The sequence below is a fragment of the Ruegeria sp. AN6 genome, assembly GCF_056540425.1.
Genome location: NZ_JBQFWR010000002.1, coordinates 99341 through 125436, shown reverse-complemented (window position 1 = coordinate 125436; position 26096 = coordinate 99341). Strand labels below are relative to the sequence as shown.

The 26096-nt window shown below is 56.4% G+C and carries 27 protein-coding genes; 12 read left to right on the top strand and 15 right to left on the bottom strand.

Annotated features, from left to right (window positions below; all coding sequences use genetic code 11):
- The first annotated feature begins 61 nt into the window (after positions 1–61).
- Genes ACR0MQ_RS04830 through ACR0MQ_RS04815 form a run of 4 tightly spaced genes read left to right on the top strand, consistent with a single transcriptional unit; the run spans position 62 to position 4636 of the window.
- Positions 62–721: an ABC transporter ATP-binding protein gene (locus tag ACR0MQ_RS04830; RefSeq protein WP_010441839.1), complete on the top strand. Its 660-nt coding sequence runs from the start codon at positions 62–64 to the stop codon at positions 719–721.
- The gene (locus ACR0MQ_RS04825; RefSeq protein WP_170472815.1) at positions 699–2285 is read left to right on the top strand and encodes a KpsE/RkpR family capsule polysaccharide export protein; all 1587 of its coding nucleotides are present in this window, start codon (positions 699–701) and stop codon (positions 2283–2285) included. Before ACR0MQ_RS04830 ends, ACR0MQ_RS04825 begins: the two co-directional genes overlap by 23 nt.
- A gap of 5 nt (positions 2286–2290) precedes the next feature.
- Positions 2291–3124, top strand: coding sequence for a 3-deoxy-8-phosphooctulonate synthase (gene kdsA, locus ACR0MQ_RS04820; RefSeq protein ID WP_480606337.1), 834 nt, complete (start codon positions 2291–2293; stop codon positions 3122–3124).
- Positions 3125–3139: 15 nt separating this feature from the next.
- Positions 3140–4636 carry a phosphomannomutase/phosphoglucomutase gene (locus tag ACR0MQ_RS04815; protein WP_010441836.1) on the top strand — a complete coding sequence of 499 codons (1497 nt, stop codon included), beginning with the start codon at positions 3140–3142 and terminating at the stop codon, positions 4634–4636.
- 45 nt (positions 4637–4681) lie between these two features.
- On the opposite strand, the gene ACR0MQ_RS04810 is transcribed toward ACR0MQ_RS04815, so the two are convergent.
- Positions 4682–6610, bottom strand: a complete 1929-nt coding sequence (locus ACR0MQ_RS04810) for an AsmA family protein (protein ID WP_480606334.1) — start codon at positions 6608–6610, stop codon at positions 4682–4684.
- 93 nt (positions 6611–6703) lie between these two features.
- On the opposite strand from ACR0MQ_RS04810, the gene rimO reads away from it, so the two are divergent.
- Positions 6704–8101: a 30S ribosomal protein S12 methylthiotransferase RimO gene (gene rimO, locus ACR0MQ_RS04805; RefSeq protein ID WP_480606331.1), complete on the top strand. Its 1398-nt coding sequence runs from the start codon at positions 6704–6706 to the stop codon at positions 8099–8101.
- A 12-nt stretch (positions 8102–8113) separates the two neighbouring features.
- On the opposite strand, the gene ACR0MQ_RS04800 is transcribed toward rimO, so the two are convergent.
- Both ACR0MQ_RS04800 and ACR0MQ_RS04795 read right to left on the bottom strand, forming a co-directional pair.
- A complete protein-coding gene (locus ACR0MQ_RS04800) occupies positions 8114–8470 on the bottom strand; it encodes a diacylglycerol kinase (RefSeq protein ID WP_319545039.1) in 357 nt (118 codons plus the stop codon).
- Between the two features lie 134 nt (positions 8471–8604).
- A complete protein-coding gene (locus ACR0MQ_RS04795) occupies positions 8605–8793 on the bottom strand; it encodes a hypothetical protein (RefSeq protein ID WP_010441832.1) in 189 nt (62 codons plus the stop codon).
- Between the two features lie 215 nt (positions 8794–9008).
- On the opposite strand from ACR0MQ_RS04795, the gene ACR0MQ_RS04790 reads away from it, so the two are divergent.
- Positions 9009–9251, top strand: a complete 243-nt coding sequence (locus ACR0MQ_RS04790) for a CDGSH iron-sulfur domain-containing protein (protein WP_010441831.1) — start codon at positions 9009–9011, stop codon at positions 9249–9251.
- A gap of 3 nt (positions 9252–9254) precedes the next feature.
- On the opposite strand, the gene ACR0MQ_RS04785 is transcribed toward ACR0MQ_RS04790, so the two are convergent.
- The 5 genes from ACR0MQ_RS04785 to ACR0MQ_RS04765 all read right to left on the bottom strand — a co-directional run bounded on the left by ACR0MQ_RS04785 (position 9255) and on the right by ACR0MQ_RS04765 (position 11184).
- Positions 9255–9524 (bottom strand): DUF6455 family protein, encoded by a 270-nt coding sequence (locus ACR0MQ_RS04785; RefSeq protein WP_170772523.1) that lies wholly within the window; start codon positions 9522–9524, stop codon positions 9255–9257.
- Complete coding sequence (locus tag ACR0MQ_RS04780; protein ID WP_037321510.1) at positions 9517–9780, bottom strand: DUF6455 family protein; 264 nt, start codon at positions 9778–9780, stop codon at positions 9517–9519. The genes ACR0MQ_RS04785 and ACR0MQ_RS04780 overlap by 8 nt, the downstream gene beginning before the upstream one ends.
- A 15-nt stretch (positions 9781–9795) precedes the next feature.
- Positions 9796–10047 carry a DUF6455 family protein gene (locus ACR0MQ_RS04775; RefSeq protein WP_170472838.1) on the bottom strand — a complete coding sequence of 84 codons (252 nt, stop codon included), beginning with the start codon at positions 10045–10047 and terminating at the stop codon, positions 9796–9798.
- A 67-nt stretch (positions 10048–10114) separates the two neighbouring features.
- Complete coding sequence (locus ACR0MQ_RS04770; protein ID WP_170772525.1) at positions 10115–10483, bottom strand: YigZ family protein; 369 nt, start codon at positions 10481–10483, stop codon at positions 10115–10117.
- Entirely contained in the window at positions 10483–11184 is a 702-nt protein-coding gene (locus ACR0MQ_RS04765) for a M48 family metallopeptidase (protein ID WP_480606327.1), read from the bottom strand. The genes ACR0MQ_RS04770 and ACR0MQ_RS04765 overlap by 1 nt, the downstream gene beginning before the upstream one ends.
- A gap of 120 nt (positions 11185–11304) precedes the next feature.
- Between ACR0MQ_RS04765 and ACR0MQ_RS04760 the strand changes: the two genes are divergently transcribed.
- The 3 genes from ACR0MQ_RS04760 (at position 11305) to ACR0MQ_RS04750 (ending at position 12964) form a co-directional block, all read left to right on the top strand.
- A complete protein-coding gene (locus ACR0MQ_RS04760; RefSeq protein ID WP_170772530.1) occupies positions 11305–11553 on the top strand; it encodes a hypothetical protein in 249 nt (82 codons plus the stop codon).
- Positions 11554–11690: 137 nt separating this feature from the next.
- Positions 11691–12269, top strand: a complete 579-nt coding sequence (locus ACR0MQ_RS04755) for a nitroreductase family protein (protein WP_010441824.1) — start codon at positions 11691–11693, stop codon at positions 12267–12269.
- On the top strand, positions 12266–12964 hold the full coding sequence (locus ACR0MQ_RS04750; protein ID WP_170772532.1) for an EI24 domain-containing protein: 699 nt from the start codon (positions 12266–12268) through the stop codon (positions 12962–12964). Before ACR0MQ_RS04755 ends, ACR0MQ_RS04750 begins: the two co-directional genes overlap by 4 nt.
- 1 nt (position 12965) lies before the next feature.
- Here ACR0MQ_RS04750 and ACR0MQ_RS04745 read toward each other — a convergent pair whose 3' ends face one another.
- Both ACR0MQ_RS04745 and mce read right to left on the bottom strand, forming a co-directional pair.
- A complete protein-coding gene (locus tag ACR0MQ_RS04745) occupies positions 12966–13241 on the bottom strand; it encodes a DUF1467 family protein (protein ID WP_170472854.1) in 276 nt (91 codons plus the stop codon).
- 5 nt (positions 13242–13246) lie between these two features.
- Positions 13247–13651, bottom strand: coding sequence for a methylmalonyl-CoA epimerase (gene mce, locus ACR0MQ_RS04740; RefSeq protein ID WP_010441821.1), 405 nt, complete (start codon positions 13649–13651; stop codon positions 13247–13249).
- Positions 13652–13786: 135 nt separating this feature from the next.
- Between mce and ACR0MQ_RS04735 the strand changes: the two genes are divergently transcribed.
- Positions 13787–14503, top strand: coding sequence for a response regulator (locus ACR0MQ_RS04735; protein WP_480606323.1), 717 nt, complete (start codon positions 13787–13789; stop codon positions 14501–14503).
- Positions 14504–14735: 232 nt separating this feature from the next.
- On the opposite strand, the gene aspS is transcribed toward ACR0MQ_RS04735, so the two are convergent.
- The 4 genes from aspS to ACR0MQ_RS04715 form a co-directional block, all read right to left on the bottom strand.
- Positions 14736–16511 (bottom strand): aspartate--tRNA ligase, encoded by a 1776-nt coding sequence (gene aspS / locus ACR0MQ_RS04730; protein WP_170772536.1) that lies wholly within the window; start codon positions 16509–16511, stop codon positions 14736–14738.
- Positions 16512–16590: 79 nt separating this feature from the next.
- Complete coding sequence (locus tag ACR0MQ_RS04725) at positions 16591–17262, bottom strand: CPBP family intramembrane glutamic endopeptidase (RefSeq protein WP_170772538.1); 672 nt, start codon at positions 17260–17262, stop codon at positions 16591–16593.
- Positions 17259–17906, bottom strand: a complete 648-nt coding sequence (locus tag ACR0MQ_RS04720) for an aminotransferase class IV family protein (RefSeq protein WP_170772540.1) — start codon at positions 17904–17906, stop codon at positions 17259–17261. The genes ACR0MQ_RS04725 and ACR0MQ_RS04720 overlap by 4 nt, the downstream gene beginning before the upstream one ends.
- Positions 17861–18988, bottom strand: coding sequence for an aminodeoxychorismate synthase component I (locus ACR0MQ_RS04715; protein ID WP_170772542.1), 1128 nt, complete (start codon positions 18986–18988; stop codon positions 17861–17863). Before ACR0MQ_RS04715 ends, ACR0MQ_RS04720 begins: the two co-directional genes overlap by 46 nt.
- Positions 18989–19165: 177 nt before the next feature.
- On the opposite strand from ACR0MQ_RS04715, the gene carB reads away from it, so the two are divergent.
- Positions 19166–22510 carry a carbamoyl-phosphate synthase large subunit gene (carB, locus tag ACR0MQ_RS04710; protein ID WP_480606320.1) on the top strand — a complete coding sequence of 1115 codons (3345 nt, stop codon included), beginning with the start codon at positions 19166–19168 and terminating at the stop codon, positions 22508–22510.
- A 109-nt stretch (positions 22511–22619) separates the two neighbouring features.
- Entirely contained in the window at positions 22620–23030 is a 411-nt protein-coding gene (locus ACR0MQ_RS04705) for a VOC family protein (protein WP_170772552.1), read from the top strand.
- 20 nt (positions 23031–23050) lie between these two features.
- Here the strand turns inward: ACR0MQ_RS04705 and ACR0MQ_RS04700 are convergent, their stop codons facing one another.
- The gene (locus ACR0MQ_RS04700; RefSeq protein ID WP_480606317.1) at positions 23051–26092 is read right to left on the bottom strand and encodes an efflux RND transporter permease subunit; all 3042 of its coding nucleotides are present in this window, start codon (positions 26090–26092) and stop codon (positions 23051–23053) included.
- Between the last annotated feature and the right edge of the window lie 4 nt (positions 26093–26096).

Here is a 26096-nt window from a genome sequence, read left to right as displayed (position 1 = left end):
CATGGACCCGTAGCACACACACCTTCGAGCCATAACAAAACAGTACGATGACAGGCCGCAAATGCTGGAATTCGAAAATGTCAGCAAGTCATTCTGGACCGGAACCCGCCGCAAAGTGATTCTGGATCAGGTGTCGTTCCGTGTCGAACTGGGCACCTCCCTTGGGGTCCTGGCCCCGAACGGAACAGGCAAAACCACATTGATCAATATGATGGCAGGGTTGGAAAAACCGGACGAAGGTGTAATTCGACGGGATTGCCGTGTGTCTTTCCCCATGGGCTTCACCGGGGGTGTCGCCAAACGCCTGTCAGCGCTCGAAAACGCGCGCTCGATCGCCAAGATCTACGGCATGGACCCTGATTATGTCGAAGCCTATTGTAAATGGCTGTGCAATCTGGGTGAGTATTTTGACCAGCCGCTTGGCACCTACTCGTCCGGTATGCGCGCCAGATTCACCTTTGCGCTGATGTTGGCTCTGGATTTCGACATGTATCTGATTGACGAAGGGATGCCCTCGACCACAGATGTGGAATTCAACAAGAAAGCCGGCGATATCCTGAAAGAGAAGCTTCGGACAACAACCTTGGTAATCGTGTCACACAATCCATCAACCCTCGAGAAATTCGCGCGCCAAGCTGCTGTTTTGGTGGATGGTCAGCTTTATATGTTTGAAACCTTGGAAGAGGCGAAGCAGCTCTATGACTACCAAGCCCAAGGCTAGAAAATACAACCCTGACCGCGCAGCGCGCGGAGCTGGCACTGCTGAGGCGCGCTCGGATGCGATCGATCGTATTCGCAAGGCGACTCAGGCCTCTGGTTCCGGCACAGACGCGCAGCAGCCGGGGACCGAATTGGACGCAATCAAGCGCGAAGGGTTAACCGGGCGGCAATTGCGGGTCGCCAGACGGCTTGCCCACAAGAATGGGTTGGCGGCAACCTCTGATTATGACGCAGTGCGACTGTTGCGTAAGAAAGGGATTGATCCGTTTCAGCGTTCCAATCTGCTAGATCTTGCAGCTTACGATCAACGCAATTCAACCGACGACAAAGCGACGCAAGATAACATTAAAATTCACTTGCCTCAGACAGCCAAAGAAACTCAAAAAAACCTGCCAGGTCCAGAGCTCAGCCCGGCCCAACGCCGCGAATATGAGATCGGGCAAATCCAGAAAGACATCGCCCGCAGACGGCGCCGCAAACTCGTTGCATTATTTGCGCGGCTAACGGCCTTTGTGATCCTGCCTACATTCATAGTGGGATACTATTTCTATCGGGTCGCGACGCCGATGTACGCCAGCGATTCCGTGTTTTCGATTTTGCAAGCCGACGGTGGAGGGGCCTCTTTCGGTGGCTTCCTCGCGGGGACACAGTTTGCAACTGCACAGGATTCGGTATCCACTCAAGAGTTTTTGGAATCCAAGGACGCGCTGGAACGCCTTGAACGGGATGTCGGGTTTGCTGAGTTCTTTCAGCAAGACAATATTGATCCGATCCAACGTTTGCCCTCTGATGCGACGCTTGAAGAAACTTACAAGCTTTTTAAGCGAATGATCACGATCGGGTACGACCCTAGTGATGGTGTCATTCGCATGGAGGTCGCCGCGCCCAGCCCTGAAATCTCGGTCGATCTATCCAATCGTCTGATCTCTTACGCTGAGGAGAGGATTAATGGCCTGACCGAGCTGAAACGCGAAGATCAAATGCGTGATGCATTGGCGGGCTTTGAAGCCGCGCAAGAAGCGCGCAGGCAGGCACAGGAAGACCTGATCGAATTGCAGTTGCAGGGTGCCATACTGGATCCGCAAAGCGTGATCGCCAGCTTGCGTGCCAGAATCGATCAGTTTGAAATTGAGCTGCAGGATAAAGAATTGCAGCTGGCCGCCCTTCTTGACAATGCACGGCCCAACAAAGCTAAAGTGGACGGCACGCGTGCAGATATTAAACGGCTGGAGGCCGTGCTGTCAGAATTGAATGCTGAGATGCTGGATGCTTCAGCAGGCGAAAATTCGCTGGCGCGTCTGAGCGTACGTATTCAGATGGCACAGGCCGATCTAGCGGCCCGAGATATGATGCTGCAAACGGCAATGCAGCAAATGGAAGCCACACGGACCGAGGCCAACCGGAAAGTGCGGTATCTGACCGTCTCGGTGAACCCTGTTGCCAGCCAGGAACCCAGCTATCCGCGCAAGTTCGAAAATACGATTTTGGCTTTCCTGTTATTTGCTGGTATCTACCTGATGATCTCGCTTACCGCGTCGGTCCTTCGTGAACAGGTATCCTCGTAAGACTCATGAAACATGTAAAAATCGCCGACCTCATGGTTGGCAACGACCTTCCGCTGACCATCATCGCTGGCCCTTGCCAGCTTGAGTCCGCCGAACACGCCCAGATGATCGCCGGCACCATGAAAGAGGCCTGCGACGCCGCAGGTGCGCAATATGTGTTCAAGGCCTCGTATGACAAAGCAAACCGGACCTCGCTTTCCGGCAAGCGTGGTATGGGCATTGATGCTGGGCTGAAGGTGCTGGACGACATTCGCAAAACCATGGGCATTCCGGTTTTGACCGATGTTCATACCGAAGCCCAATGCGCGATTACAGCCGAGGCTGTCGATATCCTGCAAATCCCTGCGTTTCTGTGTCGTCAGACGGACATGCTGCTGGCGGCAGGCAATACTGGAAAAGCGGTCAACGTAAAGAAGGGACAGTTTCTCGCCCCGTGGGAAATGCCCAATATCGTTACTAAGATCGAAAGCACTGGCAATCAGAACATCCTGCTGACCGAGCGCGGAACTTCGTTTGGCTACAATACGCTGGTCGCGGACATGCGGTCGCTGCCGCAGATGGCGCAAACCGGATATCCGGTCGTCATGGACGCAACCCATTCGGTGCAACAGCCCGGCGGCCAAGGCGGTTCCTCAGGAGGACAGCGTGAGTTTGCGCCAGTGATGGCGCGTGCCGCTGTCTCTCTGGGCGTCGGAGCCGTTTTCGTAGAAACCCATCAGGATCCCGACACCGCACCCTCAGATGGGCCGAACATGATCCATCTGGATCAGATGGGCCATCTGGTTGACACATTGATGCGATTTGATGCGCTGGCCAAAGAAAACCCAATTCAGATTTAACGATTGAGATTTGTAATGACCAAACCCTTCAGTGAGGTGACCCCAAACACCTGGAGTTTTCTGCGCGACCCGATGATCAAGCCCACGGGCTTTCGCGAATATGATGCGCGGTGGAAATACCCTGACGAGATCAACCTGCCGGGTATGACGGCTCTGGGACTGGGTCTGGGTACCCAGATGCAGAAACGCGGAATCGCACCGGTAATTGCGGTGGGCAATGATTATCGCGATTATTCCCTGTCGATCAAAAACGCGCTGATCGTTGGGCTTATGCAGGCAGGCATTCAGGTAAAGGATATTGGCCCGGCGCTCAGCCCGATGGCTTATTTTGCACAGTTTCATCTGGATGTGCCCGCAGTTGCGATGGTCACAGCCAGCCACAACCCCAATGGCTGGACCGGCGTCAAAATGGGTTTCGATCGCCCTTTGACACACGGGCCTGACGAGATGTCCGAACTTCGCGATATCGTTCTGAACGGCAAAGGCGTCGCGCACCCGGGCGGGTCATATGAATTCGTGGACGGTGTGAAAGAGGCCTATATCGACGATCTGGTCGGTGACTTCAAAATGTCCCGCCCGCTGAAGGTGGTCTGCGCCACCGGCAATGGAACTGCCGCTGCCTTTGCGCCCGAAATTTTCGAACGGATCGGTGTTCAGGTTGTGCCAAGCCACAACGATCTGGATTACACATTCCCCAACTACAACCCGAACCCCGAAGCGATGGAAATGCTGCATGACATGTCCGATACAGTCAAAGCCAGCGGCGCCGATCTGGCGCTTGGTTTTGATGGCGATGGGGATCGTTGTGGCGTTGTAGATGACGAAGGCGAAGAGATATTTGCCGACAAGGTCGGCGTCATTATGGCCCGCGATCTGGCCAAGATTTATCCGAATTCGACCTTTGTGGCCGATGTGAAATCTACCGGTCTTTTCGCCAGCGATCCCGAATTGCGGGCTCATGGTGTCAAAGCCGACTATTGGAAAACCGGCCACAGTCATATGAAGCGTCGGGTCAAAGAAATCGGTGCGCTGGCCGGGTTTGAAAAATCGGGCCACTATTTCTTGGCTGAGCCAGTCGGGCGCGGATATGACTGCGGGATGCGCGTGGCGGTGGAAATCTGCAAGCTGATGGACCGCAACCCAGATCAGAGCATGTCTGACCTGCGCAAGGCGCTGCCCAAGACGTGGTCAACACCCACCATGTCACCTTACGCAGCGGATACCGAGAAATATGATATCTTGCAGCGCCTCGTCGATAAGTTGGTCGCAATGGCCGATGCTGGCGAAAGCTTCGCGGGCCGAGCGGTCAAAGAGGTAGTGACCGTCAATGGCGCGCGCGTCATTCTGGACAATGGCAGCTGGGGGCTGGTGCGCGCCTCGTCGAATACTCCGAACCTCGTGGTGGTTTGCGAAAGCAGCGAAAGCGAAGACGAATTGCGGGCGATTTTCGCCGATATTGACGCTGTTATTCGCACCGAACCCGGCGTTGGCGAGTACGATCAGACCATCTAGCCCACATAACAAGGGCGCTGGTTTCAGCGCCCTTGATCGGTGCACTCAATCCCCACCCAGCAGTTTGAGAAGGCTTTTCTTGGCCTCGTCCTCCAGCTTGTCTTTAAGGGCATCCTCGATCTGACCGGTGTCCGTTACTGTGGTATCAAGTTCCTTCCCGACCTTTTCCAATACCTTTTGCTTGGCGTCATCTTCCAACGCTTTGACTTTGCCCTCTGCGGCAGCCTCAATCACTTTGGTGAGGTCCGGCTTGATCGACGGGCCACTCCATGGCCCCACGATTCGAACGGGTACCGATATCCCCTCGCCTGCATTGGCGCGTAAAGCCACCGGCGTAAACAGATAGTCGATATCGCGGGCACCAAGACCAATTCGGCCCGTGCCGTCCGCTCGAAAATTGTCCAGTTTCATCAATAAGTCGTCGTTGTTCAGATCACCATCTTTCATCGTGAAGCTGGCAGTGAGGCTATTGAAAACCGTTGTGCCGCCTGAACCCCCTCCGCGCCCCATAAGGCGGTCCAGATCCACCCCGGAAATGACCCCTTTCCCGACTTCAATATTCCCTTTGCCGCTCAGCGAACGCATGATCTGATCTTCATTCTGCCCCACACCCAGAAACTCTAGATGTCCTGACCCGGTTCCCGACAGGCGCTTGATATCCCCAAGCGTTACAAGGGCTTCATTGATATCGATATTATCGGCCGTCAGATTTCCACCGACCGACAGACCATTGCGATTATTGGCAACCACTTGGCCATTCAGATGCCCTGAAAAAAGCGACGCGGGATGCATTTTCAACACCGCTCTCGAACGATCAAGGTTGAGCGTCAGATCACTTTTGCCAAAGCGCATGCCTGGCAACGAAATCGAGTTCGCTTGCAGTCGGATCGTCCCGTTTGCGAGTGCCAGCGATGACGCATCTATTGTGGCTTTGGACCACCCGTCAGCCTCGGACCCGCTGCTTGATACGTCATCCCCACTTACATTGGACAAATCGAGATCGCCCGCTTTCAGGCGCGCCGTGATTTTTGGCGGATCAGAGATCTGAATATCCGCTTCACCCTCAAGCCGATTATTGTCGAGGACAGCAACCATTTTCCGCAGTGAAATCCGCCCGTCTCGGGTATAGGTCATCTGCCCGGATACATTCGCAACCCGGCCCAAGCCTTCGGGAACGGTGACACCTCCCTGACCAAATGCAGCCAACATCTTGTGTGTATTTTTTGCGGTGACAGTAGTCTTGCCGTCCATTTCTCCGGCCAGATTCACCCGGCCGGAAAACTGAATCCCTCCACCGGGTGCAGTCAGACTTAGTTCCAACGGGGTCACCACCCCGCTCGAGAACGCAGGCAGGTCAGGAATGTTCAGGTTAACCTTAACGTTGCCTCCGGGCACGGGCATGCTGGCCTGCATTTCCATCGGGGCAGTCACGTCGGGCCAACGGGCAGATAGATCAACATCGGCGAAATCCATGCTGACCGCGCCATTCTCAATGTAGATCAACCGTGCGTTCTGCAGTTCCAACTGTTCCAGAGTCACCGGCCGACTTTCAACCGCTTGCGCCGACGCACCGGTGTCAGATGAACTTCCGGGTTGGTGCAACTCCCAATTCCCGCGCCCATCCGAACGTTCCAAACGCAGTGTTGGATGATCGGCTAGCACTCTCTTGATCCGGATATCACCCGACAGCAGCGCCGAGGCATCGACCCCTACAGCCAGACTTTGAGCGCTCAGCATCGGCTCGGACCCGGCCCAGGGCGCATTGCCAAAGGTTACGCGACCGGTTTCCATGCCCAAAATAGGCCAGAAGGATAGTTTGACATCCCCAGACAGTTTTAATTCGCGACCAGTTTGTGCCTTGACCTGCTCAGCCAGGATTGCGGCAAGTTTGTCTCCTGGCATCAGCAGCAAGGCACCAATCACCAGCCCGAAGGCCGCAACCACGAGAACGAGAATACGAATGAGCCACTTCATGAGTTTGCCTTTCCGGCTTATCTGCTCTGGTACAAGTCAGCCCTGTGTGGGCAGGATTTGCAAGGGGAAGCATTCCCCTCTATATGCCCGGCCATGAGCACGAACCCACCGAACCTCCGCCCCGATCTGGCCCCCGAGGCCCGCATCGCCGAGACACCCCGCCGTGGTCAGCCAACACTTGGAATGGTGTCGCTGGGCTGTCCTAAAGCGCTGGTTGATAGCGAACGTATTCTGACCCGTTTGCGTGCCGAAGGTTACGGTATCTCGCCGGACTATGCCGGAGCTGATGCCGTAATTGTGAACACCTGCGGTTTCTTAGATAGCGCTAAGGCCGAGTCTCTGGATGCCATCGGCGAGGCGCTGGTCGAAAATGGCAAAGTCATCGTGACGGGCTGTCTGGGGGCCGAACCCGATTATATCCGCGAGCATCACCCACGTATTCTGGCGGTGACTGGACCGCATCAATACGAACAGGTACTGGATGCGGTTCATGCCGCGGTGCCCCCGGATCCGAACCCCTATGTCGATCTGCTACCGGCTTCGGGCGTGAAGCTGACGCCGCGCCACTACAGTTACCTCAAGATTTCCGAGGGTTGTAATCATAAGTGCAAGTTTTGCATCATCCCGGACATGCGCGGGAAGCTGGCCAGCCGCCCAGCGCATGCTGTGCTGCGCGAGGCCGAGAAACTGGTCGATAGCGGCGTGCGCGAATTGTTGGTGATCTCGCAGGATACCTCGGCCTATGGCTTGGATCGCAGATATGATCTGAATCCGTGGAAAGATCGCGAGGTGCGCAGCCATATCACTGATCTGGCGCGTGAGCTGGGCCAATTCGATGCTTGGGTGCGGTTGCATTATGTCTACCCTTACCCCCATGTGCGCGATCTGATTCCGCTTATGGCGGATGCGGGCTGTAACGTGCTGCCCTATCTAGACATTCCGTTCCAGCACGCGCACCCGGACGTTTTAAAGCGCATGGCCCGGCCGGCCGCAGGGGCAAAAACTCTGGAAGAGATTTCGGCATGGCGCGAGATTTGCCCCGATATCACCCTGCGTTCGACGTTCATTGTCGGATATCCTGGTGAAACCGAAGACGAATTCCAAACATTGCTCGACTGGATGGACGAAGCGCAATTGGATCGTGTCGGTTGCTTCCAGTACGAAAATGTCGATGGCGCCCGCTCAAACGATCTGCCAGATCATGTTCCAGTTGACGTAAAACAAGATCGGTGGGAGCGCTTCATGGAGAAGGCGCAAGCCATTTCCGAGGCTAAGCTGATGGCCAAAGTCGGGCAAACGATCGAGGTCATTGTAGATGACATCGATGATGAAGCCGCGACCTGCCGCACCAAGTCCGACGCGCCCGAGATCGACGGAAATCTGTTTATCGATGAGGGCTTCGAAAAACTGAATCCGGGCGATATCGTCACTGTCGAGGTTGACGAGGCCGGAGAATACGATCTTTGGGGACGTTTGTGTTCATCGGTGTGACCGAGACCCGGACTACAACAGCCCAAACAGAATCACGACCCAAGCAACACCAGCGGCAACAGCAGTAAGCGCCACTGCTGCACTTGCCGCGTCCTTGGCCTGCCCCGCCAGCACATGGTGGTCGGTCGAGGTATGATCGACTGTTCGTTCGATGGCTGTATTGAACAGTTCAGCCACCAATACCAGTATCCCGAGCGCAAGGATCAACGCTTTTTCAGCGGAATCGAGCGGAAGTAGGAATGCCAAAGCGCCTGAAACAAGATTTGCCCAGCCCCAGGCCCGAAACGAATATTCTTCGCGCCAAGTAGCTGATAGGCCCTGCCAACTCCAGCGAGTGCGATCTTTCAGGTGATCAAATAATTTTCGCATAGGCCTTTCCGATCAATTCCACCTGAACCGACGTTCGCGACCTGCGGCAGAAAGGCAAGAAAAAACCGCCTTTCGGCGGCGGCAGCGGCTTGAATGTGCAGGCGGTCCGAATATATGGACCGCCTGCGAAACGCTTATTGCGTGACCGGATTACACACGGTCTGACCCGCCTCGGTCGTGGCCAGTTCGTAGCCTGCCGAACAGCTGGGCGTGCCATACTTGTCATAGTCGGGTTGGATATAGACCGGGGTCGGTTCCTCTTGCTGCGAGCACGCAGTCAGTACAACGGCCGTGGCGCAGATAGCAGCAAATTTCAGTTTCATGTCCATCAATCCTCTATTACTTTTCTGATATTGCCCAGTTTTTCGGGGCCGGTATCAGAATAGGACCAAGAATTTCATATGGCAACCGAATCGATAACGCTTTCGTGAATTAAGGCGAATCCACGCTGGAAGGCGGATTTTCATTCGCAGACTACCTTTTTTGACAAAGAACCCTAAACTCTGACTTCGACGTTAGCTAAAGACGGAGTAGCCACATGTCAGACGCCCCGATCATAGCCCAGAAATCGCCCTATCCGGTCGAAGTGACCGAAGGAAAAACCTATTTCTGGTGTGCCTGTGGCAAGTCCAAGCGGCAACCATTTTGCGACGGTTCGCACAAAGACACGTCGTTCGAACCAGTAAAATACACGGCTGAGGCCAGCAAGAAGGTGTTCTTTTGTGGCTGTAAGCACTGCGCCAATCCGCCGTTATGCGACGGGACGCACAATAAGCTCTGACGGTCAGGCCAGATCGTTCAGAGCACTGGCATTGGCGCAAAATTGCGGTGCTGCAGATGCTTTTTTCTGCTGATCAGCAAGCCAAAACTGGCATTGCTCGCTGCATCCAGCACTACGGCAACGGGTCACCATCAGGGCGTATTCTTGAGGCGTGATCCTTCCCTCGGCCATTCCTTCGGTCAGGGATATCCCCATGCAGCGCGCCACCGATCGTGTCAGCCAAAAGTGTTTTTCGATCTCACCCAGTCGGGTTCGAGGATCGTGCTCAACCATTGCTTCCTACCTTAATGGCCGCAAACATTGCCCGATTTGGGCAGGCGACTGGTGCCTTCTCTACATTTTCGTTCTTATGCAACCAGTCAGTACAGGCGTGCGCCCATTCGCAACCACGGCATGCGTGGATCATCTGAGCCCAGTCTTGCTGCTCCAGACGCCCATTCCGATGTGCCGCCACAACATCTGCGCCAATTGCCCGCGCCATTCTCTGAACTAGATGGAAATGCGGCATAATCCGCCCAAGTTGCGGCATGAACATGCTCCTCCTTTATGGCGCTAGCCTGTTCAACAATTCCTGGTTACGGCAGTATTCCGGTGCACTGCCCAAGTCGGTGCCCTGGTCCAAAAGGGCCGCGCAATGCCCCGGATTTGGGCATTGGGCACAGCGCAGTACTGCGTCCGAGATTTCATCAAATCGCAAGGCACCGTCAATCGCGGCCTCCTGCAGATCAACCCCGAGCGTTGTAGCCATCTCATCCATCAGACCTGCGTGATATCGCAGTGTTGCTCGGTCAGACATGCGTTTCCCTTTCTTTGCTCGCTGAAGAAAAGGTAGCCCATGCATCAAACGATGCCTTTGACTCAGGTCAATGCCCGGCTTCTAACTGGTCCAGATACACTCGGGTGGCATCTTGTACCCGGCGGAACCTGTCTCCACCCAGTTTCTTGCCGCCATACCAACGCGTCACGATTATGACGTGATCCGAAAGACCCGCGCGCTCCATCATCCGCAAAATGACCATCGCGGCACCGGATTCTCCGTCGTCGGCCTTAAGCGCTCCGGTTGGCAACATCGCGGCCCAGGTGTTATGAGTTGCCTTGGCATAAGCCTTGTCGGATTTAAGCTCTGCTAGCACTGCATCAACATCGGAACGGCTGGTTACCTTTGCACCGGTAACTGCATATTTCGACCCGCGATCGCTGAGCACCACGCCCAATCGGTCTAGCTGAATCATTATCGCAATCCCAACTGGCGGGCCGTTTGCAGAACCGCCTCGACCCGTTCAGCATTTGGCGGGTGTGTCGCCAAGAAACGGTCACCCGGATCTGGAATTCGCTGGAAAAAAGCCATTCCAATCATTGGATCATATCCTGCCGCATGGGTGATTTTTGTCCCCAAACGATCCGCCTCAAGCTCGAACACGCGCGTATAGTTCTGCACCCCGACCTCGGCACCCAGAGCCTGTGCACGCTCAATTCCCGCATCATCTGCACCTTGCTTGCGGGCGAGTTCGCCAAAAATGCGCGCGCTGTCCTTGGCATTTTTCGTTTGTCGGGCGATGTGACCCAGAATGTGATGGGCTGCTTCATGCCCCATGACAAAAGCCATCTCTTCCGCATTCTCTGTTGAATCAATCATCGGCCGCGTGAATATGATCAACGGTCGCCCGTCCTCGTCCAGCGTCTGGAATGCATTTGCTGGCGCTCTTGATGACAGATCAACCAGAATGGCAAAATCACAATTGGCAGAACGTGCCTGGCGGCGGCATTCCTTTTCAGCCGACGCTGCAACCGCGCGGCTGACCTGCTCGAATTCCCGTGCCTTCTCGCGAAGAGCCGGTGATGAGGGTTGCCATTCCGCTGCCGGAATCGCGATTACGGACGAAGAGCCGCAAGCCGCCAACAGCAAAACCAGCGACAAGGCAAAACCGCGCATTCCTATTCCTTTCAGTCAACCTGTCGGCAGACAAGCATAACGCGCCCAACTTGCCTGGGCTACTGCCGAATGCCGCTGCAACGGGTTGCATTGCGATCTCTGCCTAGGCACTGTGCCGATATGTTTTCAATTGAACACGAATTCGACTCGACGGTCATTACTCTGGTGGACGAAGGTGTCAAACCTTTGCAAGAGGACGTCGTCATCAACAACTTTGCCGAGTGCGTCACGCTTGAGCAGCTGGACCCCCGAACTGATCAGATACAAAAAATCACCCTGTCACCTGAGCAGGTACGCGATCTGGCGGCGGCTTTGGATTTGCCCGAAGGCGTCTATCAGATTCGTGAGAGCGACGATTTAATTAAATAGCGGTTCCCTTCCGTCTCTTTATCTGATCTCAGGCTGCCTTTCCGATTGAATTAGTCACCTTTTAGGGGGCAATTTGCCCTTGAAAGAAGATGGCATGCCTCCGACATAAGCACTGCCCATGTGAAGGAAGTTAACATATGTCCCTGAAAAACCAAGCTGCGTTGGATTTTCTGCAGGTGCGCCGATCGCGCCCAGCTAAGACGCTTGTGGCACCAGCCCCGACGCGGGAAGAGTTGATGCCTTTGCTCATCGCTGCCGCGCGCAGTCCCGACCACGGAAAGCTTGAGCCCTGGCGCTTTGTCGTTATCGAACATGGGGCCATGCAACGTCTTGCGGCGCTGACCGAAACCTGCGGTCTGGCCATGGGCAAAAGCGCCGAAGATATCGCCAAGGCACGCAGCCAGTTCGACATGGGCCATCTGGCCGTAGCTGTCATCGAAGTGCAGAAACCTTCCGAAAAGATCCCGGCAATTGAACAGACCTATTCGGCAGGCGCCGTTTGTCTGGCATTGTTGAACGCGGCATTGGCTGCGGGTTGGGGCGCGAACTGGCTTTCAGGCTGGCAGTCCCATAACCGCAGCTTTTGCGAGCAAGGACTGGGGTTGTCCAAAAATGAGAAAATAGCAGGCTTCATCCACATTGCGACTGAAGGGACTGCCCCTCCCGAGCGACCGCGCCCGGATGTAACTACACTGACGCAATGGGTCTCAGAATGATCATCGTTCAGTCATTTCTGCAGGCTCTGGGACAGATCGGCGACCCAAGATTTCGCAAGGTTCTTCTGTTGGGTGTTGGCCTGACCTTCGCGCTGTTGGTGGCTGCATATGCCGGCTTTTTGTGGCTGATAAACGCACTGGTCGGCGATCAGGCCACCCTGCCGATATTGGGTGAGGTGACATGGCTGAACGATCTGCTCAGTGCCTCCTCGTTCTTGTTGATGATGGTGTTATCGGTATTCCTGATGGTCCCCGTCGCCTCGGCCATTACCTCGATGTTTCTGGACGAGGTCGCGCAGGCGGTTGAGGACAGGCACTATCCCACTCTACCTCCTGCCACTCGCATCCCATTCAGCGACGCCCTGCGGGATACGCTCAGCTTTTTGGGGGTTTTGATCGTCGCCAACCTGCTGGCGCTGATCCTCTATGCGTTCTTCACCCCATTCGCGTTGTTCATTTTCTGGGGCATGAACGGGTTTCTATTGGGGCGAGAGTATTTCACGTTGGCCGCCATGCGTCGACTGGGGCGCGAAGGTGCACGGAAACTGCGGGCAAAACATGCAACAACGATTTGGGTCGCAGGCATCCTTATGGCAGTTCCGCTCTCGGTTCCGCTGGTCAACCTGCTGATCCCGATACTAGGTGCCGCGACCTTCACCCATATCTACCACGGCTTATCGAATGACCGACGCTAATTTAGCCGCGTGGTTCCAGTTGGTTCAGCCAATCAAAATCCCTTACGCTGATCAGTCCCGATATGATGATGCCTGCAATGATCGCCCACAGAACCACTGAAATCCCGGTCGTGATCCACAGCTTCTTCTTCATGTGATGAACTTCTGGCGCACCGGCATGGGTTCCCGGAACAATATCGCCCAGATCACCCTGTGTTTTGATGCGAATCGGCAGGACCACAAGCAGGGTCATAAACCAGATAACTGCGAATAGAACAAAAGCTGCAGTGATGGTCATAGGCGTTAAACCTGTTCCAGCTCGACCAGGCAGCCGTTGAAGTCTTTTGGATGCAGGAAAAGAACTGGTTTGCCGTGCGCACCGATTTTGGGCTCACCCGAGCCTAAAACCCGCGCCCCTGTCTCTTTCAGATGATCGCGGGCCGCGATAATGTCTTCGACCTCGTAGCAGACATGATGGATACCACCTGAAGGGTTCTTTTCCAAAAACCCATTGATAGGGCTGTTCTCACCCAATGGATACAAGAGTTCAATCTTGGTGTTGGGCAATTCGATGAACACCACGGTGACCCCATGATCTGGTTCATCTTGAGGTGCGCCGACCTTGGCACCCAGCGCATTGCGATACTGGGCCGAGGCAGCCTCGAGGTCGGGAACAGCGATGGCAACGTGGTTCAGGCGACCGATCATGGGACTCTCCTTCATTCTGCGCTGCGGCGGTTATGGGGGTTGTCCGGCTAAAGGGCAAGTGCGCCAAAACGCGCGTTAACCCTGTATTAGCCAGAAGTTCCTAGCGTGAGATATCTGCTAATCAGGAGTTCTGCCATGGACGATTCGGAACCTTTCGCTTCTCCGGCGTTGCCAACCAAGATTCGGCCACTACTGGGCCAAACCATCCTAGTGGTCGAAGACAGCCGCTATGCTTGCGACGCGATACGCTTGATGTGCTTGCACAGCGGAGCGCGTATTCGGCGGGCGAATTGCCTGAAATCGGCGCGGCGGCATTTGCAGATCTACCGACCTTCGGTCCTGATTGTTGATATGGGTCTTCCCGATGGTTCGGGCGCAGATCTGATTGCCGAGTTGACCCATGAAGTTCCCCGAATCGGCGTCATTCTTGGGTTGTCCGGCGATGACAACGCCCAATCACTTGCCCTGCGTGCAGGGGCGGATGGCTTTCTGGCCAAACCCCTCAAATCGGTTGCTTATTTCCAGAAAACTATTCTTGCGCTTTTGCCGGAAGACCGGCGCCCCAGTGACCTTGGCACGGTCAAAGACGATATCATTCACCCGGACCCGTTGGCGTATCAGGACGACATGGCCCATATCGCCGATGTGCTCACCGGGCCGACGGACCAACGCACGCTAGACTATGCCACGCAGTTTCTGCAAAGCGTTGCACGAGATGCGAATGACACAACGCTTGCAGAGGCGGTGCATGAGCTTGCGCGGTCGCAATCCAAAGGTGCCCCGATGACAGCACAGACCGCAAGAGTCGCAGGCCTTGTGCAAGACCGCCTGGAAGGACAGGAGGCAATCTGACGTGCTGACTGCCTACTTCTTAACGGCCTCGATCCTGAGTGTATGGCTCTATCGCCGAACACGATTTACCGCTAAAACCATCCGCCGCAAGCGGCGAAACCATGGGAGCCCGTTCGACTGAACCGTGGCAGGTACTTCTACAATACGCGACCAATCTCGCAATCATCGCTGAGTGTTTGGGTCTTTGCCACCAGCAAGACAAAAGCTGCCCGCTCAAGGCGAGCGGTTGGCTTTAGTCCTGTGGAATGATCCTTAGACCCAACTCCATCAGCTGATCCGATGTCGGATCAGAGGGAGCATCCATCATCAGGTCTTCGGCGCGCTGGTTCATCGGGAACATCATCACCTCGCGGATGTTGGCCTCATCCGCCAACAGCATCACGATCCGGTCGATACCAGCGGCGCAGCCACCGTGCGGCGGGGCGCCGTAGTGGAATGCGTTGAACAAAGCGCCAAAGCGGGATTTGACTTCGTCTTCGCCGTACCCTGCCAGTTCAAAGGCCTTCAACATGATCTCGGGCTTGTGGTTCCGGATCGCACCCGACACCAACTCGTAGCCATTGCAGGCCAGATCATACTGATACCCACGTACGTCCAGAGGGTTGCCCTGCAAAGCTTCCATTCCGCCCTGCGGCATCGAGAACGGGTTGTGTTCGAAATCAATCGCGCCGGTTTCTTCATCCTGCTCGTAGATCGGGAAGTCCACGATCCAGGCAAAGGCAAAACGGTCTTTTTCAGTCAGACCAAGCTCTTCGCCAATCACATCCCGCGCTTTGCCAGCGACCTTTTCAAAGGCCTTCGGTTTACCGCCCAAGAAGAACGCCGCATCACCGACGCCCAGACCCAATTGCTGACGGATAGCCTCGGTGCGTTCGGGGCCGATGTTTTTGGCCAGCGGACCTGCGGCTTCCATACCTTCGCCCTGATCCCGCCAGAAAATGTAACCCATACCGGGCAGACCTTCTTTCTGGGCAAAGGCGTTCATACGGTCACAGAACTTGCGGCTACCACCACCTGGTGCAGGGATGGCGCGGATTTCGGTGCCTTCCTGCTCTAGCAGCTTCGCGAATATCGCGAAGCCAGACCCGCGGAAGTGGTCAGAGACCACTTGCATTTTAATAGGATTGCGTAGGTCGGGCTTGTCGGTGCCGTACCACAGGGCCGAGTCCTTGTAGGAGATTTGCGGCCACTCCTGATCGACCTTGCGGCCACCTCCGAACTCTTCGAATACACCGGTTAGCACGGGCTGGATGGTGTCGAACACGTCCTGCTGCTCGACAAACGACATCTCGAGGTCAAGCTGGTAAAAATCGGTCGGCGAACGGTCAGCGCGCGGGTCTTCGTCGCGGAAGCAGGGTGCGATCTGGAAATATTTGTCGAAACCCGACACCATGATCAGCTGTTTGAACTGCTGCGGCGCCTGCGGCAACGCGTAGAATTTGCCCGGGTGCAAACGCGACGGCACCAAGAAGTCGCGTGCGCCTTCGGGTGAGGATGCCGTAATGATCGGCGTTTGATATTCGCGGAAGCCTTGATCCCACATGCGGCGGCGCATTGATGCAACAACGTCCGAGCGCAGGGTCATGTTCTGCTGCATCGCCTCGCGACGCAGGTCGAGGTAGCGATAGCGCAGACGGGTTTCCTCGGGGTATTCCTGATCGCCGAACACCATCAACGGCAGTTCATCGGCAGCGCCCAGAACTTCCAGCTCGCGCACGTAAACCTCGATTTCGCCTGTTGGCAATTTCGGGTTAATGAGATCAGCGTCGCGGGCTTTGACAGTACCGTCGATGCGGATACACCATTCGGACCGCACCTTCTCAAGCTCAGCAAATGCCGCACTGTCGCCATCGCACAGAACCTGTGTCACACCGAAATGGTCGCGCAAGTCGATGAACAGCACACCGCCGTGATCTCGAACCCGATGCACCCAGCCAGACAGGCGGACGGTTTCACCGACATTGGCGGCGGTCAGAGCGGCGCAGGTGTGGCTGCGATAGGCGTGCATGGATCATATCCCTTCGGGCGCAGAATTCGTCGCGCCGATACACCCCTTTGGGCTAGGAAAGTCAAGGCGGGTCGCGCCGTCAAAACGGCCTTTGCACGTTGCCCGAGTAGAAATAGACACCAAGCCCAGCCGCAAAGATAATATTGCCGGCAATTGCATGCAGAAGAACAGCATAGAAGAATGACCCTCGCTTGCGATACGCCCAGGTGAACAGAAGGCCCCCGGCGAAGGTCATGATCGCGACGACCCAGCTCCAATACATCAGGTGCGCAAGCGAAAACAGCCCGGCGTTCAGCAAATAGGCCGCCTGCCCTTGGGGCAAGATCGAATGATAGCGCCGGAAAAAGAGCGAGCGGAACAGCAGCTCTTGCGGCAGAGCGGACAGCAACGGGTAGCCGATCCAAATGAATATCAGCATCTCCGGGCGATACAGCAGAAGAGCAAAGGCTGCATCTGGTCGTGCCCACAATACTAGGGCGGAACAGAAGGCAGCCATGAACAGGGCAAATGCAACGACTTCCGTCCACGACCAGTTTCGCCAACCATATCGAAGCTCGGCCCAAGAGAATCCGGGCGTATCCTGCAGCAGCAAAATGCCGAGGCCGGTAAACGCAAAGAGAGAAGGAAACATCCAGCTAGGCGGGAACAAAGTCGCGATCAGGACCGGGACGGCGACATAGAATAGTATGAACTCGATCCTGAGGCGTTGGTTGGTTGCTGGGGTGTCCACCCACTCGGTGTTTTTGCTCAATGTGCTACAAGCTCCGCCCGGATCAGCCCCCGCAGGGAATTTCCAAAGTAGATAGACTGTGCATTTTGAAGATCGGTCAAGGTTAGAACAGCTTCGGTAACTTGTTTATTATCCAGTAATTCCTCACGCAGAACTCCGGGAAGCAATCCGCATTGCAGCGTTGGCGTCAGTTGCGTTCCATCCGGCATGGTCAGGAACAGGTTCGTTATGGTGCCTTCGCATAACTCATCCCGTTCGTTCAGAAACAAAAGCTCATCAACACCGGCCGACAAGCCCGCGCGCGCAATGTCATAAACGGTCCTTCGGGTCGTTTTGTGACGCAGCCAGATATCCGATGAAGAGAGCCTCTGTTTGGCCAGATCCACGCGCCAGACGGGCGGATTGGCGGCCAGCCCTCCGGTTGTCAGGTCAAATTTACCATCCGTGTCCAGGGTCAAACGGCAGCGCAATGCAATCTCACCCGAACTCGCGTCCAGTATCATCCGCGCGGCGGTTCGGTCAAACGCAATCCCCAGCTTCTCAGCTGTGCAGGCCATGCGGGACAGATGTCGATCGAGGCGAACAAACCCCTGACCCGGCCTGTAGGCCAAAGTTTCGATCAGACGGAAATCAGGCTCGGTTGGTGGGCGAAGCGGGCTTTCCATAGCGCCTCCTCATATTCTGAAGGGGCAGTGCTGTCCCAGACCAGCCCACCGCCGACGTTCAGGGTCGCTTTGTCGTCTTCAACCATAAGAGTGCGGATGGCCACGTTGAATTCAGATCGCCCATCCGGTGCTGCCCAGCCAATGGTGCCGCAATAGGCATCGCGGGGCCACGGCTCAAGATCAGACAGGATTTCCATCGCCCTGATCTTAGGTGCCCCAGTGATCGAGCCGCACGGGAAGAGGGCTGTCAGAATATCCGACAACCCGACGCCGACATGCAATTGCGCCTGCACCAGCGAGACCATCTGGTGCACGGTTGCATAGGTCTCGACCTTGAACAGCTCGGGCACTTTTACCGACCCGGCCAAAGCCACCCGGCTGATATCATTGCGTAACAGATCAACGATCATCAGATTCTCAGCCCGGTTCTTTCCGTCTGACGACAAGAAAACGCGGCGGCGTTCGTCTTCGACCGGGTCTTCGCTGCGCGGTTGGGTGCCCTTCATCGGGCGCGTTTCGATCCGACCTTCGGCATCGGTGCGGAAGAACAGTTCAGGAGATCGGCTTAGCAAGTCGGGCAAGCCATCCTGCTGGACCAATGCGCCATGACCAACAGGCTGGCCCGCCGCCAGCGTAGCGTAAAGCGCGGCGCTGCCCCCGGTCACTTCAAGGTCTATCGGGAAAGTGAGATTAGCCTGATAGATGTCCCCAGCACCGATGGCGTCATGCACCAATCGAAAGGCTTGGGTGTAGCGCGCCTCGTCCCAACGAGGTTCAAACTCGGTGATACCGCCAGTATTTTGTGACAGGCCAACGCGATCCGGTTCATCAAACACCCCGAAACACAACAACGGCAGGCGACGACCTGCTGGCAATCGATCCGCGAGTCGTGGTTCCAGCACATAGCCAAGTTCGTAACTTGCGTATCCTGCCAGCCAAGCCCCATCCGCACGCACCTGATCAAGCGCCGCCAGAGCCTGGGGCACCTCTTCCGCGTTGTCCGCGCGGATAATCCGGATTGGACGCTCGAAACGAGTTCCGCGCCCGGCTGGTCCTTGATCGAAACGAATACGCAATTGCATCCTCATTTGCCGTGCTGCGCGGTATAGAGAATAGCGCGCCGAGGGAAAGAGGGGAAAGCGGCAATTTTAAACCCATTTCCGATAGCTCTTGCACCTTTTCGCGCGGTCCCTATAACGCAGGACAATTTGGGCGCTGGGGCGGTGCCCTGACTCGCGGACAATCGAAGGAACAAGGCCATGCCGAGAAGAACCGACATCCAGTCGATCATGATCATCGGGGCGGGGCCCATTGTTATCGGTCAGGCGTGCGAGTTTGACTATTCCGGTGCACAGGCTTGCAAGGCTCTGCGCGAAGAAGGCTACCGGGTCATTCTGGTGAACTCGAACCCGGCCACGATCATGACCGACCCCGGTCTGGCCGATGCCACTTATATCGAGCCTATCACACCCGAAGTTGTCGCCAAGATCATCGAAAAAGAACGCCCTGACGCCCTGCTGCCCACAATGGGCGGGCAAACCGGCCTAAATACTTCGTTGGCACTGGAAGAGATGGGCGTGCTGGACGAGTTCGGTGTCGAGATGATCGGCGCCAAACGCGACGCCATTGAAATGGCCGAAGACCGTGCTCTGTTCCGCGAAGCAATGGACCGGCTGGGTATCGAAAACCCCAAGGCCGAAATCGTGACCGCGCCCAAGGATGAGGACGGCAAGAAGGACCTCGACGCGGGCGTGGCGCTGGCGCTGGACACGCTTGAAACCGTGGGCCTGCCCGCCATCATTCGCCCCGCTTTCACGTTGGGCGGCACCGGCGGTGGTGTGGCATATAACCGCGAGGACTACATCCATATTTGCCGCTCGGGCATGGATGCCTCGCCCGTGGGTCAGATCCTGATCGACGAAAGCCTGTTGGGCTGGAAAGAATATGAGATGGAGGTGGTGCGCGACACCGCCGACAACGCCATTATCGTCTGTTCCATCGAAAACGTCGATCCGATGGGCGTGCACACAGGTGACTCGATCACAGTGGCCCCTGCCCTGACGCTTACCGACAAAGAATACCAGATCATGCGCAATCACTCGATTGCCGTGCTGCGTGAAATCGGCGTCGAAACGGGCGGCTCGAACGTGCAATGGGCGATTAACCCGGATGACGGCCGCATGGTCGTGATCGAGATGAACCCCCGCGTTTCCCGGTCGTCCGCGCTGGCATCGAAAGCGACGGGTTTCCCGATTGCAAAGATCGCCGCGAAACTGGCCGTGGGCTATACGCTGGACGAATTGGACAACGACATCACCAAAGTCACACCGGCCTCGTTCGAGCCGACCATCGACTATGTCGTCACCAAGATCCCGAAATTCGCCTTTGAAAAATTCCCAGGTTCTGAGCCCTACCTGACCACTGCAATGAAATCGGTGGGCGAGGCCATGTCGATCGGCCGCACGATCCACGAATCGATGCAGAAGGCCCTGGCGTCGATGGAGTCGGGTCTGACCGGCTTTGATGAGATTGAAATCCCCGGCCTGAATGTAGGTGTTTGGGAAGAAGCCGACGACAAAGCTGCCGTGATCAAGGCAATCAGCCAGCAGACCCCAGATCGTCTGCGCACCATTGCCCAAGCCATGCGCCACGGCCTGACTGATGATGAGATTTTCGGCGTCACCAAGTTCGACCCGTGGTTCCTGGCTCGCATCCGCGAGATTATCGAGGCCGAGCGTAAGGTTCGTAAAGACGGCCTGCCGGTGACCGAGGACGGTATCCGCAAACTGAAAATGCTGGGCTTCACGGATGCGCGCCTCGGCAATCTGACCGGCCGCGACGAAGACAATGTTCGCCGCGCCCGCCGCAATCTGGGTGTGAATGCTGTCTTCAAACGCATCGACACCTGCGCCGCTGAGTTCGAAGCGCAGACACCCTACATGTACTCGACCTACGAGGCCCCCATGATGGGTGAGGTTGAGTGCGAGGCGCGCCCGAGCGACCGCAAAAAGGTCGTCATCCTTGGTGGTGGTCCGAACCGGATCGGCCAGGGGATCGAGTTCGATTATTGCTGCTGCCACGCCTGTTTCGCTCTGACCGAAGCGGGCTATGAGACCATCATGATCAACTGCAACCCCGAGACGGTTTCAACCGATTATGACACCTCTGACCGGCTGTATTTCGAGCCGTTGACCTTCGAGCACGTCATGGAAATCCTGACAAAAGAACAGGAAAGCGGCAGGCTGCACGGTGTGATCGTTCAGTTCGGCGGACAGACCCCACTGAAACTGGCCAACGCGCTTGAAGCTGAAGGCATTCCGATCCTTGGCACCACTCCAGACGCCATCGACCTTGCCGAAGACCGCGAGCGGTTCCAGGCGTTGGTCAACGATCTGGGCCTGAAACAGCCGAAGAACGGCATTGCTTCGACTGATGAGCAAGCGCTGGAGATTGCCGAAGAGATCGGATTCCCGCTGGTGATCCGCCCGTCCTACGTTCTGGGTGGTCGCGCGATGGAAATCGTGCGCGATATGGATCAGCTGCGGCGCTACATCAACGAGGCCGTGGTGGTCTCGGGCGACAGTCCTGTGCTGTTGGACAGCTATCTGGCCGGTGCGGTCGAACTGGATGTGGACGCGCTGTGCGATGGCACCGATGTGCACGTCGCAGGCATCATGCAGCACATCGAAGAGGCTGGCGTCCACTCGGGCGACTCGGCTTGTTCTCTGCCGCCATATTCGCTGTCCGACGAGATCATCGAGCAGATCAAAGAACAGGCGTTTAAACTGGCCAAGGCGCTGAATGTCGTCGGCCTTATGAACGTCCAGTTCGCGATCAAGGATGATGAGATTTACCTGATCGAAGTGAACCCCCGCGCCTCGCGTACCGTGCCCTTTGTAGCTAAGGCGACGGACAGCGCGATTGCATCGATTGCCGCACGCGTAATGGCAGGTGAAAAACTGGCGGATTTCCCCAAACGCCCACCTTACAAGACAGTAGACGACACCAAGATCGCCGACCAGATGACTCTGGCCGACCCGAACATGCCCTGGTTCTCGGTCAAAGAGGCGGTACTGCCCTTTGCCCGTTTCCCCGGCGTCGATACGATACTCGGCCCCGAGATGCGTTCAACCGGAGAGGTCATGGGCTGGGACCGCGACTTCCCACGCGCTTTCCTGAAGGCGCAAATGGGGGCGGGTATGGTGCTGCCATCTTCGGGTCGTGCGTTTATTTCGATCAAGGATGCAGACAAGGGTCATGCAATGCTTGAGGCCGCTCAGGTTTTGACAAAGCAGGGCTTTTCGCTTGTCGCAACACGCGGCACGCAAAGCTGGCTTGAAGAACAAGGCGTTACCTGCGAAGTAGTCAACAAGGTCTATGAGGGCCGACCCGACGTCGTCGACATGCTGAAAGACGGTCAGGTTCAACTGCTCATGAACACAACCGAAGGCGCGCAAGCGGTCGAGGACAGCAAGGCCATCCGCTCTATCGCGCTCTATGACAAGATCCCTTACTACACCACCGCCGCCGCAAGCCACGCTGCAGCGCTGGCAATAAAGGCGCAGGCCGAAGAGGATGTTGAAGTGAAGTCGCTACAGGGCTAAATCCTGGTAGAACCTCTTGCGATTTGACCCCGGCTCAGGCTGGGGTCTTTCATTTTTACTTCCCCTTTGCATCAGGCCTCCACATGATGATGACAAAGGGGGACTGCTTATGGATCTCTATACGACATACGGAAGTAATGACTTACCACGGGCGATCCGTTTTTATGATGCGATCTTTGCGGTTTTCGAACAACCACGCCTGCCCGGGTGGATCGATGGCTGGGCCGGATGGGGCACCGATCCCCACAGTGGGACTGGTTTTTGGGTCTGCAGGCCGTTCGACGGTGCGCGCGCCAGCATCGGAAATGGCACGATGATCGCCTTCCCAGCGCAAAACGCCAATCAGGTCCGGCGGTTCCATGCCACTGGTCTGGAAAACGGCGGCACAGACGAAGGAAAGCCAGGCGTGCGACCCCACTACGAGCCCGGTTTCTATGTTGCCTATCTGCGTGATCCTGATGGAAACAAGCTATCCTGCTTTTACTACCATTATGATCCCGAGAAGGATGCGGGCGACTGATCTTATCGCCCGCGACCTTATCAACTGGTCGCCAATCTCCGTTTTTCTTCGCAGGTGAAGAACAATAGGTAGAAGACGGGCGCAGCAACCATGGTCAGGATGGTGGCGAAGGCCAGGCCGCCCATGATCGTGACCGCCATCGACACAAAGAACGCATCGGTCAGCAACGGAGCCATCCCCAAAATGGTCGTGATCGCGGCAAGCATCACAGGTCGCAAACGCGAGACCGAGGCCTCTACTATTGCGGGGCGCAAGGCTTTACCGGTCGCACGGACCAGATCGATTTCCTCGACCAGCACGATACCGTTCTTGATCAACATGCCTGATAGGCTCAACAGCCCCAAAAGCGCTGTGAAGGTGAACGGAAGTCCGGTCCCAAGCAATCCGATGACCACCCCGTTCACCGACATCGGAACCAGCAGCCAGATGATGATGGGTTGTCGGATCGCGTTGAACAGCAGCACGGAAATCAGCACCATGATTAGCAGACTCAGCGGCAATTGCCGCCCAAGGCTGGCCTGCGCATCGCCCGAGTCTTCAAACTCTCCGCCCCATTCCATGCTGTAGCCAATGGGCAGTTCCATCTCTTCAATGGCGCTTCGGACTTCGGAATGGACCTGTGCGGCGGTCATGTCAGGAGGGATATCCGCGCCAACCGTGATGGTCAGCACCCGGTCACGGCGATGCACCAACGTGTTCAGCGCCTTATAGTCGAACCCATCCACCATCTGTTCAATCGGCACGAACCGTTCCGACTGATCGGAATAGACCACCTGATCGACAATCGAATAGTCTCCATCTGCCGGGCGACGCAGGATAATCGGGATCTGGCGGTCACGTTCGCGCAGAACACCGCCGGTAATCCCATCGGTCGAAAACTGCAGCGTGGCGGCAATATCTTCTCGCGACACACCTGCCGTTTGCGCCCGTTCTGTCGCATAGATTGGCTGCACAGCCAGTTCCTGCTCGCGCCAATCGTGATGCACATGCAGCGCATTCGGGGAGGCCGCTGACATTTTTTGCACGGCTTCTTCGGCCAATTGGCGCAGAACAACCGGATCACTGCCCGAGAACCGCGCCTGGATCGGATCACCTCCGCCCGGGCCAAAGATCAGACGCTTGGTTCGGAACTCTCCTTCGGGGAATTGGGCTGAGCCGAATGCTTCGAGATCTGCCTGCAAGGCGGGGATATCGTCGAGCGTTTCGGTGCGAATGATCATGTGGCCATAGCTTGGGTTGGGCTTCTCGGCGGCGTAGGTCAGCATAAAACGCGTGGCCCCCTGCCCTACAAACGTGGCGACTGAGACGACGTCATCACGTTCAGCCAACCAATCCTCAAACACAGCCATATCTTCCGCCGTACGGGCAATCGGCGTGCCTTGCGGCAGTTTGTAGTGTACGAAGAACAGCGGCGTGTTTGAGTTGGGGAAGAACTGCTGTTTCATTAGGCCGAACCCTGCGAAGCAAGCGACCGTGATCGCTATCAATCCTGCCACTACCAGCCAACGGAACCGCAGCGCCCAGTTCAGGACTGCTCCGTAGACGCGGAACAGAATGCCGCCATAGGCGTCAATCTCGCCCTCTTTGCCCTGCTTGAAGAAATAGTGGCCGAGCAAAGGTGTCACTGTGATCGCCAGAACCCAGCTAAGCAAAAGCGAGATGCCGATCACGGCAAACAGTGAGAACAAGAATTCCCCGGTCGCATCGGGGCTGAGCCCGATCCCCGCGAAGGCCATAATCCCGATCACCGTCGCGCCCAGCAGCGGGATTTGCGTTTTCGAGGCCACATCTTCTGCCGCATCACGAGAGTTTTTGCCCCGCAACATCGAGATCTGCATCCCTTCGGCTACAACGATGGCATTATCGACCAACATTCCCATCGCGATGATCAGCGCGCCCAGCGAAATCCGCTCCATCTCGATCGAGAACATCGACATGAAAAGCAGCGTGCCCACAACGGTCAGCAACAGAGTGGAACCCACGACGATGGCCGCACGCCAGCCCATGAAAATGCCCAGAACAGCGACCACGATGCTGACTGACATCGCGAGGTTCAGCAGGAATGCGTTCGAAGCCTCATCGACAACAACATGCTGCTGATAAATGGGCAGAATTTCGACACCAAATGGGATTTCAGAATCCAATTCGGCCAGTTTGGCATCCGCGCGTTGGCCGACTTCGACGATATTTTCAGTGGCCAGCCCGGCAATACCCAGCGTGAAGGCCTCAGTCCCGTTGAAGCGGATCATGATATCGGGATCGTTCTGCCGCCCACGATAGACATCGGACATATCGAACAGGTTGATCACCTGCCCCTGCGATCCAACCGAAAGCCCGGCGATGGCCGACACGCTGTCCGAGCCTTCGGCCGTCAGGATCGTTGTCCGATCGCCTTCCGACCGCAATGAACCCGAGGCGTTGACCGAATCCGCATTTGCGATGGCCTCGTTGATCGCCTGTAAGGGCACGTTCTGATTGACCGAGATCGACAGGTCGGGCTCGATAAAGATCGCCTCGTCCGGCAGACCCTGCACTTCGACATCAGCCACGCCGCTGACCGTCAGCAATTCGCGGCGCAGGAAGGTGGCCAGTTCGTGCTTTTCGGCGTCCGAGAACCCATCTGCCGTCACCGCATAGAACAGGCCAAACACATCCCCGAACCCGTCATTCACATAGGGCACACCGACGCCAGAGGGCAGTCCGCGTGCCGCATCGCGCACCTTGGCGCGCAGGCGGGTCCAGATGTCGGGCAATTCGCTGCCGTCATAGGTTGACTTGATCTCGACCTCGATCAGCGATTGGCCGGGCCGATTGACCGAAGTGATGACGTCCACCTCACCCATCTGCTGAATGGCGGATTCCAGCGGTTCCGAGACCTCTAGCGCCACCTGTTCAGCAGTCGCACCGGGATATTGCGTGGCGATCACCGCCTGTTTGATTGTAAAGGCCGGGTCTTCAAGGCGGCCCAGCGACGTGAAGCCCCAGATACCACCGAACAAGGCAATCAGGATGAACAGCCACGTATAGAGCGGCCGGTCGATCGAAGCGCGTGCGATGCTCATGAAA